General features: G+C 42.1%; 11 protein-coding genes and 2 tRNA genes. 1 reads left to right on the top strand and 12 read right to left on the bottom strand.

All coding sequences use genetic code 11. From position 1 onward, the window contains the following. Positions 1–3: 3 nt before the first annotated feature. The 12 genes from sufC to parE all read right to left on the bottom strand — a co-directional run bounded on the left by sufC (position 4) and on the right by parE (position 11,935). Positions 4–774 carry a Fe-S cluster assembly ATPase SufC gene (sufC, locus tag M9H69_RS04640; RefSeq protein WP_250316051.1) on the bottom strand — a complete coding sequence of 257 codons (771 nt, stop codon included), beginning with the start codon at positions 772–774 and terminating at the stop codon, positions 4–6. Between the two features lie 152 nt (positions 775–926). Then, the gene (locus M9H69_RS04635) at positions 927–1,121 is read right to left on the bottom strand and encodes a DUF3272 family protein (RefSeq protein WP_001081612.1); all 195 of its coding nucleotides are present in this window, start codon (positions 1,119–1,121) and stop codon (positions 927–929) included. A 27-nt stretch (positions 1,122–1,148) separates the two neighbouring features. Beyond that, positions 1,149–2,804 carry a DNA polymerase III subunit gamma/tau gene (gene dnaX, locus M9H69_RS04630; RefSeq protein ID WP_250316050.1) on the bottom strand — a complete coding sequence of 552 codons (1,656 nt, stop codon included), beginning with the start codon at positions 2,802–2,804 and terminating at the stop codon, positions 1,149–1,151. Beyond that, positions 2,804–3,301 carry a GAF domain-containing protein gene (locus M9H69_RS04625; protein ID WP_250316049.1) on the bottom strand — a complete coding sequence of 166 codons (498 nt, stop codon included), beginning with the start codon at positions 3,299–3,301 and terminating at the stop codon, positions 2,804–2,806. The genes dnaX and M9H69_RS04625 overlap by 1 nt, the downstream gene beginning before the upstream one ends. Positions 3,302–3,383: 82 nt before the next feature. Further along, a complete protein-coding gene (rpsA, locus tag M9H69_RS04620; RefSeq protein WP_033584854.1) occupies positions 3,384–4,586 on the bottom strand; it encodes a 30S ribosomal protein S1 in 1,203 nt (400 codons plus the stop codon). Between the two features lie 162 nt (positions 4,587–4,748). Next, positions 4,749–4,820: transfer RNA gene (locus M9H69_RS04615), tRNA-Gln, on the bottom strand. Between the two features lie 8 nt (positions 4,821–4,828). Then, positions 4,829–4,909: transfer RNA gene (locus tag M9H69_RS04610), tRNA-Tyr, on the bottom strand. A gap of 49 nt (positions 4,910–4,958) precedes the next feature. After that, the gene (locus M9H69_RS04605) at positions 4,959–5,189 is read right to left on the bottom strand and encodes a DUF2969 domain-containing protein (RefSeq protein WP_000037107.1); all 231 of its coding nucleotides are present in this window, start codon (positions 5,187–5,189) and stop codon (positions 4,959–4,961) included. A gap of 112 nt (positions 5,190–5,301) precedes the next feature. Next, a complete protein-coding gene (locus tag M9H69_RS04600; RefSeq protein ID WP_284453904.1) occupies positions 5,302–6,339 on the bottom strand; it encodes a branched-chain amino acid aminotransferase in 1,038 nt (345 codons plus the stop codon). Between the two features lie 115 nt (positions 6,340–6,454). Beyond that, on the bottom strand, positions 6,455–8,935 hold the full coding sequence (parC, locus tag M9H69_RS04595; RefSeq protein WP_250316048.1) for a DNA topoisomerase IV subunit A: 2,481 nt from the start codon (positions 8,933–8,935) through the stop codon (positions 6,455–6,457). Between the two features lie 204 nt (positions 8,936–9,139). Then, positions 9,140–9,958 (bottom strand): aminoglycoside 6-adenylyltransferase, encoded by an 819-nt coding sequence (locus M9H69_RS04590; protein ID WP_250316047.1) that lies wholly within the window; start codon positions 9,956–9,958, stop codon positions 9,140–9,142. A 27-nt stretch (positions 9,959–9,985) separates the two neighbouring features. Continuing rightward, positions 9,986–11,935: a DNA topoisomerase IV subunit B gene (parE, locus tag M9H69_RS04585; protein ID WP_250316046.1), complete on the bottom strand. Its 1,950-nt coding sequence runs from the start codon at positions 11,933–11,935 to the stop codon at positions 9,986–9,988. Between the two features lie 135 nt (positions 11,936–12,070). Here parE and plsY point away from each other — a divergent pair, with 135 nt between their 5' ends. Next, positions 12,071–12,712: a glycerol-3-phosphate 1-O-acyltransferase PlsY gene (gene plsY / locus M9H69_RS04580; RefSeq protein WP_250316045.1), complete on the top strand. Its 642-nt coding sequence runs from the start codon at positions 12,071–12,073 to the stop codon at positions 12,710–12,712. The last annotated feature ends 1 nt before the right edge of the window (position 12,713 follow it).

The following is a 12,713-nucleotide window of genomic DNA, read 5'->3' as shown; positions in this document are numbered from 1 at the left end:
GAATTACAATTCTTCCTTGTAGTCGTAGCCAAGTTCTTCAGCTAGTTTTGCGTATCCTTCACGTTCTAGACGCGCAGCCAATTCTGGACCACCAGAAAGGACAACACGACCTTCCATCATCACGTGTACCACGTCTGGTGTGATGTAGTTCAAAAGACGTTGGTAGTGAGTGATGATCATAGCACCAAAGCCTTCACCACGCATAGCATTCACACCTTTCGATACGACTTTAAGGGCATCAATATCAAGACCTGAGTCAATCTCATCCAAAAGGGCAAATGTAGGTTCCAACATCAAGAGTTGAAGAATTTCATTACGTTTTTTCTCACCACCAGAGAAACCTTCGTTAAGGTAACGCTCTGCCATTTCTTCTTTCATGTTAAGCAATTCCATTTTCTCGTCTAGTTTAGTGATAAACTCACGAACTGAAATCTTTTCATCATCTTCTTTACCAGCATTCATGGCTGCACGAAGAAACTCTGCGTTAGTAATTCCAGGGATTTCTGATGGGTACTGCATAGCCAGGAAAAGTCCCATACGCGCACGCTCGTCCACTTCCAACTCAAGGATATTTACACCATCAAACAAGACCTCACCTTTAGTAACTTCATAGTTAGGGTTACCCATAATAGCTGCTGAAAGAGTTGATTTACCCGTACCATTTGGTCCCATAATGGCCGCAATTTCTCCTGTTTTCAGAGTCAGATTGACTCCTTTTAAAACTTCTTTTCCTTCAATCTCAACGTGAAGATCTTTGATCTCTAATACTGACATGATAATTCCTTTCTTTTTCTGACCTACTTCCTTTATCATTAGAGAAATCACTTACATTTCTCTAAAAAACACAAGAAAAGATCCATAAATATACTCTACTAGTATAACAAAAAAAAGCCTAAAAGGCTTTGATTTTGTCTAGAAGCTGGGAGCTAGTCCTTGCGGTTTAGGTGCTGATCAATGGTGTTTACAATTTTTCCCATCACGTAACTTAACCTAAAATTTCGAAAGAGTAGAATCGCCCAAAAGGCTGCCATAATATAGCGACCAGTCATCCAGGCCTCATTGAAAAAATAAGTCTCAGCAGCCGTAAATAACGCTATCATAATAAATTGTTGTCTATTCATAAACTTATTGTATCATGAAATCTTTCTTTAGTCTTCCTCTACCTTCACTTTATCAGCCAAAAATTCAAATCCTTCTGGAATCAGACTGTCTTCTGCTTCTTTTTCAACTTGAGAAGATTTAGCTTTAGCTGAAAAGGCCGCTCGAACCTCTTTCCATTCCTCTAGGGAAATGGCTAAGATTTCAGGTGAAAAACCTGCTGCCTGACTGAGGATGTTGCCAAACATAGTATTGAGATTATCTCTTTTCATGGTTTGACCAGCATTGAAATTAGACTCAAAGGCTAAAATAGCATGGTGTTCGTTTGCCGCAACTGGTTGAGAACCAACGAGCAGAGCCTTATCCGGACCAGCTAAGCTTTCAATCACTTCTCCCCATGCATTTTGGAGGCGAATCAAGTTTTGCCGTGCCAAATCAGGATTTTCGACAGCTTCTTGCAGGATAGTCTGAACTTTGTTGCGATCCACTCGATAGACTGTCTTGGAAGTGGCTGGACGGCTAGGAACTGGCACCACTTGTTTAGGAGCCGTTTCAACATTGGCAAGTTCTTGTTTGAGACGAGCGACTTCCTGTCTCAGTGCAGCTATTTCACCTTCGACAGCTTCTGAAAGCACTGGTTCAGGCTTAATCTCAGCTAAACGAATGGTCATCATCTCAGCATAAATCTTAGGTTGCAGGCTTGCTTTCATATCTGCCAAGCTCACAGTCGCCATTCGAATCATTTCAAAGAGACTTTCCTGAGATAAAGCTAGATTGTCCATAAAAACTGGACTATGATGAGTATTTTCGCCACCCGTCTGCACGACCAGTAAATCACGCAAATACTGCAAGAGATCCGTCACAAAACGAGTCATGCTCTTGCCATTCTCAAATAAAAGATTCAAAGAATCAAGTGCTTTTGGAACATCCTGCTGAGACAAGGCAGCTACATAGTCATCTAGTGCTGATAAACTAATGGTGCCTGTAATCTCCTCAGAGATAGCAGTCGTGAGCTCGTTTCCCTGTGTTAAACTCAAAGCTTGATCCAGAATGGACAAGGCATCCCGCATTCCACCTTCAGCTCGTCTGGCAATGATTTCCACAGCCTCCGGTTCAGAACTGATATTTTCTTTTTCTAGAATATGATAAATATGCTCCTTGATATCTTGAGTTTTAATCGATTTGAACTCAAAACGTTGAACACGCGATAAAATGGTTGCAGGAATCTTATGCAATTCAGTGGTCGCCAAGATAAAGACAACATTCTGAGTTGGCTCCTCAAGAGTCTTCAAAAGCGCATTGAAGGCTCCCGTAGACAGCATATGGACCTCGTCAATAATATAGACCTTGTAACGTGCTAAGCTAGGTGCATAGGTAGATTTGTCACGAATTTCACGGATTTCATCGACTCCGTTATTCGAAGCTGCATCCATTTCGATAACATCTTCTAGGCTACCTTCTGTCACAGCCTGACAGATATAGCAGTTATTACACGGTTCTCCGTCCACTTGGTTCGGACAGTTCATAGCCTTGGCAAAAATCTTGGCTACACTGGTTTTCCCAGTTCCACGAGGACCTGAGAAAAGATAAGCATGACTAATCTTTTCCTGCTCAACCGCTTGTCTTAGAGTTTTCGCCACAACCTCTTGTCCGACCAATTGTGAAAAAGTCTGACTTCTATATTTTCGATAAAGTGCTTGATACATTAGGCTTTCTCCTCAAACATTGTAAAGTCCCATTCTGTCTTCTCAAGCAAAATAGCGACAAATTGTTCCAAGTAATCACGGTCAATGGCATTGTAATCATCGATAAGTGAAGAATCCAGATCTAAAACACCTAGCAATCGACCATTCTTGAGCATGGGAACTACGATTTCACTCTTTGCCATACTATCGCAAGAAATGTAGTTTGGATAGGTACTCACATCGCCAACTAAAACAGTCTCCTGAAACTCAGCAGCTTCTCCACACACGCCTTTTCCAAGCGGGATGCGAATGCACGAAACGCCGCCCTGAAAAGGCCCTAAAACCAACTCGCTACCATCAAACAGGTAAAAACCTGCAAATACAGTATTCGGAAAGCGAGATTTTAGGAGGGTACTAGCATTTGAAAGATTGGCAAGAACATTGGTCTCACCTTCTAGTAAGTAAGAGAGTTCCTCATTTAACATTTGATATTGTGATCGTTTTTCTGAATCTAACATAGAACTATTATATCAAAAATGGGAAAGAGACAAAAGAAAAATCCCTTGTTTTAAACAAAGGATTTTGTGATTATCAATTTGATTAAAGTTCGATATCACCGAACAAGTCAGCCATTGAGAATCCTGTTTGCGTTTCTGGAAGTTCGAAATCACGTTTTTCTTGACGTTTTGGACGACGTGGACGAGCAGCACGTTTTTCTTCTTTTTGTCCTTCTTCTTGAGCTGGACGCTCTTCAAGAGCTTTGATAGAAAGTGATACACGTTCTGCATCAGCGTTAACATCAAGGACTTTAACAGTAACTTCTTGACCAACAGTAAGAGCTTCTTTTGGATTTTCGATACGTTTGTGTGAAATTTGTGATACGTGAACAAGTCCATCAATACCTGGCAACACTTCAACAAATGCACCGAAGTCAGTCAAACGTTTAACTGTCCCTTCTACTACATCACCTTTAGCCAATTTTTGCTCAACGCCATCCCATGGTCCAGGTGTTGTTGCTTTAAGTGAAAGTGATACGCGTCCTTCTTCTTCGTTAAGATCAAGGATCTTCACTTCGATTTCTTCACCAACAGTTACAACTGATTTAGGTGAAACGTTACGTTCGTGTGACAATTCAGTCAAGTGAACCAATCCGTCAACACCACCAAGGTCGATGAAAGCACCAAAGCTTGTGATACGAGCAACTTTACCAGTTACGACATCACCAACAGCTAATTTACTGAATACTTCAGCACGAGCTGCTGCAGTAGCTGCTTCAACAACTTCACGACGTGAAAGGATGAAGCGGTTTTCTTTAGGATCAACTTCTTTGATTTTAGCATCAAATTCTTGACCTACGAAACGCTCAGTGTTACGTACAAAACGAGTATCCAACATTGAAGCTGGGATGAATCCGCGAACACCTTCAAATTCTACTGAAAGTCCACCTTTAACGGCACGAGTTCCTTTAACAGTAACAACTTCTTCTTCGCGTCCTACAAGTTTGTCCCATGCTTTGCGAGCTTCAAGGCGTTTTTTAGATACAAGGTATGTAACTGTATCAGTATCTTTACCAACTACTTGACGAAGTACAAGAACATCTAATACTTCTCCTACTTTCACAAAGTCATTGATATCTGCATCGCGATCGTTTGTCAATTCGCGAAGAGTCAAGACACCTTCAACACCAGTCCCAGAGATTGCAACGTTAGCTTGAGTCGCATCAACTGTCAATACTTCAGCACTAACAACATCACCAGGCTCAACTTGGCTAACGCTATTTAGCAAATCTTCAAATTCGTTCATCTAAAAAATCCTCCAACAATCAAGTCTTTCCAAACTTGACATACTTATAATTTTTTTCCTAAGCACCCGCAAAGACATGTTCACATCGTTCACGCCTTTCAATTATAAAAATAAAATACCCTAAGATATTTTTCTTTTTATCTTGAATTTATTACCTAAGAACTGGGGTAGCTGGATTCGAACCAACGCATGAGGGAGTCAAAGTCCCTTGCCTTACCGCTTGGCTATACCCCAATGATGAATGGAGAGAGAGGGATTCGAACCCCCGAACCCGAAGGAGCGGATTTACAGTCCGCCGCGTTTAGCCTCTTCGCTATCTCTCCAATGTTTAACGAGAACTATTATATCATGAAATTTTCAATAAAACAAGTATTATTTTGTCAAATTATAGTTTTCAATCAAAATTTCCACAGCTTTTTCAAGTTTTTTATAAAAACTATCGACATTTCCATTCTTTATGATGGCAAATTGACTATCTAATTCGGCAATTTCACCAATGACCTTTTTCCCGATCGTCAAAACGTAACCTTCATAACTGTCTTTTCCAACAGTCACTTTTGCATCTGTTAATTGAATTTCAATTTTCTTATCTTTTTTACTCATACTTTACCTCTTTTCACTTTTTCTATTGTACAGGAAAATGCTCAAACTAGCAAGAAAAAACTCCATTTCAGCCATTATAACTGCTATGGAGTTTCTCTTTACTTTGTGTCGTTTAGTCTACTTTGACAATCCATCCTTCAGGTGCTTCAACATCACCGAATTGGATACCAGTCAATTCATCATAGAGTTTACGTGTAACAGGACCTACTTCTGTTTCACTATAGAAAACATGGAAATCGTCACCGTGTTGGATTCCCCCTATTGGTGAGATAACTGCTGCTGTTCCACAAGCACCTGCCTCTACAAAACGATCCAAATTGTCAATCGGAACATCACCTTCGATTGGTGTCAAGCCTAAGCGGTGTTCAGCTAAGTAAAGCAAGGAGTACTTGGTAATAGATGGCAAGATTGATGGACTAAGTGGTGTAACAAATTCATTGTCAGCCGTGATTCCAAAGAAGTTGGCTGATCCGACTTCCTCAATCTTGGTGTGGGTAGCTGGATCTAGGTAGATAACATCTGAAAAATTACGTGATTTTGCCATTTTACCTGGTAGAAGACTGGCAGCATAGTTCCCACCAACCTTAGCCGCACCTGTACCATTTGGCGCTGCACGGTCATATTCATCCTGAATCAAGAAGTTAGTTGGAACCAAGCCACCTTTGAAGTAGTTGCCAACTGGCATAGCAAAGATGGTGAAAATATACTCTTCTGCTGGTTTTACTCCAATGATGTCTCCAACACCAATCAAAAGCGGACGGAGATAGAGGGTTCCACCCGTTCCGTATGGTGGTACATAATCTTCATTGGCACGAACAACCGCTTTACAAGCTTCCACAAACATTTCTGTCGGAACTTGTGGCATCAAGAGACGGTCGCAGGTACGTTGCAGACGCTTGGCATTTTCATCAGGACGGAAAAGTTGAATACTACCATCCTTAGTACGATAGGCCTTCAAACCTTCAAATGCTTGCTGTCCATAGTGAAGACTTGGAGAAGACTCTGAAATATGCAAGGTCGCATCCTCTGTCAATTCTCCTTGATCCCATTGACCATTCTTGTAGTGAGCGATATAACGGTAAGGTAATTTCATATAAGAAAATCCAAGGTTTTCCCAATCAATTGCAACTGTCATGTGTTTCTCCTTTATACTATTCAAACTATGTGTTCTATTCTACACTTTTCTAGTAAAATTTCAAGTATTATTTGTAATTTTCTGAAAATTTTTTCAACATAAAGAAATCAGCCCTCTGGACTGATTCTTTTTATGAATTTGTTTTGTCCTCTTTAAAGACTTCTTTGAGGTAAGCAGCGAAAACTTCCTCATCTGAAATGGTGTCTGAAATAAAGCTTCCATTGCTAGTTCGTTCTGACAAGTTGAGGTCTTGCAATCGACTCTCATAGATTGTTCCCTTGTTAGATTGGACTAGCAGTGTTTGGTCGTTCTCTTCCACTTCTGTACTGAAGAGATCACCTACAAGTCCTTGATCTGCAACTGCTCCTGCTAAAAAGACACGGTGCGGTTTGTTTTTCAACTCACGCAAGACTTGCAGACCTCGTTTGGCACGGCTGGTCGCTGGAATTTCCTCAATGGAAACACGTTTTAAGCTACCGCGTTGGGTCAAGAGGTAGAAGGATGAGGTGTTACAGATAAAGGCGGCCTGAAGCAAATCATCTGCTTTCAGGTTCATAGCCTTGACACCTGCAGCCTTTGCTCCGACAATCGGAACCTCTTCGATATTGAAACGAAGGGCGTAACCGTTTTGGCTAATCAAGAGAACATCATCTAGTTTAATTGGAGCTACTGCTACAATCTGGTCTGTCTCGTCTTTGAGCTTAGCATACTTGACAGACTTAGACTTGTAGGTCCGCCATGGAGAGAATTCTTTGCGTTCTACGCGTTTGATTTGACCAAGACGAGTTGCAGCAAAGTAGGTTGTCGCATCATCAAACTGATCCACGACTTCGACATAGAGAATTTCTTCGTTAGTTTCAAAGTTTGTAATGGTCTGGCTCAGATGCTCTCCGATATCCTTCCAACGAATATCTGCTAACTCATGGATTGGTCGATAAATGACATTTCCAAGAGTTGTGAACATCAAGAGGTGTTGCGTTGTCTTGGCAGATTGTACAAAAATCAGACGATCATCATCACGTTTGCCAATTTCTTCCAGAGTGGAAGCTGCAAAGGAACGTGGGCTAGTACGCTTGATGTAACCAGCCTTGGTCACGCTGACATAGGTATCTTCCTCGGCAATCAAACTAGCTGTATCAATCTCGATGACTTTTGCTGTATCTTCTAATGCACTCAAACGTGGAGTCGCAAATTTCTTCTTAACCTCACGAAGCTCCTTCTTCATGAGATTGTACATGGTCCGCTCATCACCGATAATCGCCGCAAGCATGGCAATCTTTTCACGAAGTTCTGCTTCTTCTTCTTGCAAGACAACCACGTCGGTGTTGGTCAAACGATACAGTTGCAAGGTAACGATGGCCTCAGCCTGCTCTTCTGTAAACTCATAGCTGACCTTGAGGTTTTCCTTAGCGTCAGCCTTGTTCTCAGAAGCACGGATAAGGGCAATGACTTCGTCCAAAATCGAAATCACGCGAATCAAACCTTCAACGATATGGAGACGTTTCTCAGCCTTTTCCTTATCAAAGTGGGAACGTGCTAGAATCACTTCACGACGGTGGGCGATGTAGCTAGATAAGATTGGAACAATCCCGACCTGACGGGGTGTGAAATTATCAATCGCCACCATATTAAAGTTGTAATTAATTTGTAGGTCGGTGTATTTGAAGAGATAGTTGAGTACAAGCTCGGTATTCGCGTCTTTCTTTAGTTCAATAGCGATACGAAGACCGTCACGGTCAGACTCATCACGAACCTCAGCAATACCAGCCACCTTGTTATTGACACGAACATCATCGATTTTCTTGACCAGATTGGCCTTATTGATTTCATAAGGAATCTCAGTGATAACGATTTGCTCCTTGCCACCTTTTAACTTTTCAATCTCAGTTTTAGAACGAACGACCACGCGCCCTTTCCCAGTTTCATAGGCTTTCTTGATTTCATCACGACCCTGAATAATCCCTCCTGTCGGGAAATCTGGTCCAGGCAAGAATTCCATGAGTTTGTCGACCTTGGCAGTTGGATGGTCAATCATGTAGACTGTCGCATCGATAACCTCGGCCAAATTATGAGGTGGAATGTCAGTAGCATAACCAGCCGAAATACCAGTCGAACCATTGACCAAGAGGTTTGGAAATGCTGCTGGCAGGACTGTCGGTTCTTTCTCGGTATCGTCAAAGTTCCAAGCAAAAGGAACTGTCTTTTTCTCAATATCCTGAAGAAGATAACCAGCAATCTCAGACAAACGTGCCTCGGTATAACGCATTGCCGCAGGCGGATCTCCGTCCATAGAACCGTTGTTACCGTGCATTTCGACCAAAATCTCACGATTTTTCCAGTCCTGAGACATACGGACCATAGCATCATAGATGGAACTGTCACCGTGTGGGTGGAAATTCCCCATGATGTTTCCAACTGACTTGGCCGACTTGCGGTAGCTCTTGTCAAAGGTATTGCCATCCTTATTCATCGAATAAAGAATACGACGCTGAACCGGCTTCAATCCATCACGAATATCTGGCAAAGCCCGGTCTTGAATGATGTACTTGGAGTAGCGACCAAAGCGCTCTCCCATGATGTCCTCAAGGGACATGTTTTGAATGTTACTCATATAGGATACAGAGCCCGTAAAATACAAAGGAAATTTATCTTTTTCACACAGTATTTAGGGCATGTTCAACTCCTTTCAAAGAATGTAGAGTAGGTTTTTATAAAATAAAGGATGTTTTACAGAAATTAGTCCCGTGTTCAGTTACTATATATAACCAAACGATCCTTTCTGTAGTTTAATCTTTTAAATTATATATTTTTTTAGTTAGTGATTTGAAAGTCTCTCCTCAGCATACTCAATCATCCTCTCTGCCACTTCCTTATCATAGTCAAGGCCCATCTTGTTAGCAAGGTATTGAGCTTCTTGGTGGAAATGTTTCATTGTTGCAAATAAAGACTGAGTGATTTTTTCTAAACTGGAGAAATCAAGCAGATTTAAGAATTCCTTCTCTTTCTCAGTAGGTAAATAGTTAAAGAGATATTTATAGTTCTTGCCAATATCGACAGTCCCCTTATCACTTGCTACCTGCCAGGCTAAGACCTTCAGGAGTTCTTGGTGACAAATCCCATAGAGATGGTCAGTAGCGTAGATGAGATGACAGCGACGAATACCCTTAACCACATAGGCGGAAACCCACCAAAATTCATTGCAGGCTTTTTCGAAATCTATCTGACTAGCTGGACTTGTCCAGTAACGCTGAGGATTTGGAGAATAAGGCACAAATAAGCCCTTAGGGTCCTCTAGCACCGTGAAATCCGCTTCGCTTTCTACCCACTCCTTGATATACTCTTTAGGACATAAAGTCAAATCAATGCGATTGTCATCTTCAAAAAGCATCAGATAAAGTCGACGGTTGCCTAGGATATTATGCTGCTCAATGATACGTGTTCCAAACTGGTCCAACCAAGTAAGATTACTCGTCAGATTATCTAAGTCGTCCACGACATAAACAACATCATAATCTTGAAACTCATCTTTTGGAGCTTTTGGATTTGTCCGTGAACCAGACATGGCGACAGCCTCGACTTGTAAAGTTTGGGCAGTCTGTAAAATCACATCGAGCATTTCTGTTTCTGTTCTCATGGTCAGTCCCCATTCATTATAGACTTCTCAAAACACCATCTCCCCACTCTCCTCCAGCGTAAACTTGACATTATCCTCAATCCACTTACGGCGTGGTTCGACCTTGTCTCCCATGAGGACGTTTACGCGGCGTTCAGCGCGTGCTAGATCTTCAATTGTAACACGGATAAGAGTACGGGTTTCTGGATTCATGGTTGTTTCCCAGAGTTGGTCCGCATTCATCTCACCAAGACCTTTGTAGCGTTGAAGGGTAGCGCCTTTACCGAACTGCTTGCGGAGTTCTTCTAGCTCTCCGTCTGTCCAAGCATAAGCTACTTCTTCTTTCTTACCTTTCCCTTTGGACATCTTGTAAAGAGGCGGAAGGGCGATATAGACATGGCCTGCCTCAACTAGGGGACGCATGTAACGATAGAAAAATGTCAAGAGCAAGGTCTGAATATGGGCACCATCGGTATCCGCATCGGTCATGATAATAATCTTGTCATAGTTGGCATCTTCAATAGAGAAGTCTGCTCCCACACCCGCACCGATGGTATAAATCATGGTATTGATTTCTTCATTTTTGAGAATATCCGCCATCTTAGCCTTGGCTGTATTGATAACCTTACCTCGAAGGGGTAGGATAGCTTGGAATTTACGGTCACGACCTTGCTTGGCAGAGCCACCGGCAGAATCTCCTTCGACTAGGTAGAGCTCGTTCTTTGCTGGATTTTTAGATTGAGCTGGAGTCAATTTTCCAGACAACAAGCCCTTGTCTTTCTTGTTTTTCTTACCATTTCGGCTCTCATCACGCGCCTTACGAGCCGCTTCACGGGCATCACGAGCCTTGATAGCCTTTCTGATGAGATTTGAAGCTAGTTCTCCATTCTCCATTAGGAAGAAGGTCAACTTATCAGATACTATGCCATCCACAACAGGACGAGCCAGAGGGCTTCCAAGTTTGTCCTTGGTCTGTCCCTCAAATTGGAGGTGTTCTTCCGGAACTAGGATAGAAAGAACAGCTGCTAGTCCCTCACGATAGTCTGAACCTTCAAGGTTTTTATCTTTTTCCTTGAGAAGACCTGTCTTACGCGCGTAGTCATTCATGACCTTTGTAATGGCAGACTTGAGTCCCGTCTCATGCGTCCCACCGTCCTTGGTACGAACGTTATTGACAAAGGATAGAATGTTATCTGAAAATCCATCATTGTACTGGAGGGCAACTTCCACTTGGAAACCATTATCTTCCCCTTCAAAGTACAGAACCGGCGTCAGGGTTTCCTTGTCTTCATTGAGGTAAGAAACAAAGTCTTGTACCCCGTTCTCATAATGGAATTCGATTGCTTCATCTGTTCGCTTATCTGTCAAAGACAAGGTCACATTTTTTAAGAGAAAGGCTGACTCATTGAGTCGTTCTGAAATAGTATTGTACTTAAAGTCAGTCGTAGAAAAAATCGTCGCGTCAGGCATGAAGGTAACCTTGGTACCTGTCTTAGATTTGGGTGCTGTACCAATTTTCTTCAAGGTTGTGACGGGTTTCCCGCCATTTTCAAAACGTTGCTTGTAGACTGCGCCATCACGAGTGATTTCTACTTCTAGCCAACTTGATAGGGCATTAACAACAGAAGACCCCACCCCGTGGAGACCTCCAGACGTCTTATAACCTCCTTGACCGAATTTCCCTCCGGCGTGAAGAATGGTAAAGATAACCTCGACAGTTGGAATTCCCATGGCGTGCATACCAGTCGGCATCCCACGACCATGGTCTTCTACTGTTAAACTTCCGTCTTTATTGATAGTCACATCAATGCGATCACCGAAGCCAGACAAGGCCTCATCGACTGCATTGTCCACAATTTCCCAGACTAGGTGATGGAGACCTGCACCGTCGGTCGAACCAATATACATCCCCGGACGTTTACGGACCGCATCCAACCCTTCTAGCACCTGAATGGCGTCATCATTGTAGTTATTAATATTGATTTCCTTTTTTGACACAAGGAACCTCCTATTCGTTCATCTTTTCTATTTTACAGGTTTTCTAGGGATTTTGCAAAATTTTTCCCATTCAGCCGTCACAATTTCACAGGATATTCTCTGACTTTCGAAAGCATTTCATGGTATAATAGTTCTATGATGACATTTGTATTATTAATTTTAGTTTATCTGCTAGGTTCGATTCCGTCAGGTCTTTGGATTGGACAAATCTTTTTTCAAACAAATCTGCGTGAACATGGTTCTGGAAACACCGGAACAACCAATACTTTCCGAATTTTAGGTAAGAAAGCGGGTATGGCAACCTTTGTGATTGACTTCTTTAAAGGGACCTTAGCCACTCTACTTCCTATTCTATTCCACCAACAAGGTGTATCACCTCTTGTCTTTGGACTTTTGGCCGTGATTGGACATACCTTTCCTATCTTTGCAGGGTTTAAAGGGGGCAAGGCTGTCGCAACTAGCGCTGGAGTTGTTTTCGGATTTGCCCCTGTTTTCTGTCTCTATCTAGCGATTGTATTTTTTGGAACCCTCTATCTAGGCAGTATGATTTCCCTGTCCAGCGTTACTGCTTCTATCGCAGCTGTTATCGGAGTTCTACTATTTCCACTATTTGGATTTATCCTAGACAACTATGACCCTCTCTTCATTCTGATTATCCTAGCACTTGCTAGTTTGATTATCATTCGTCACAAGGATAATATCACACGTATCAAAAATAAAACTGAAAATCTCGTTCCTTGGGGACTAAACTTGACACATCAAAATCCTAACAAATAAA

The organism is Streptococcus oralis, from assembly GCF_023611505.1.
Classification (GTDB): domain Bacteria; phylum Bacillota; class Bacilli; order Lactobacillales; family Streptococcaceae; genus Streptococcus; species Streptococcus oralis_CT.
Note: the sequence above shows the minus strand (reverse complement) of the source record. Positions and strands in the feature narration are given on the sequence as shown.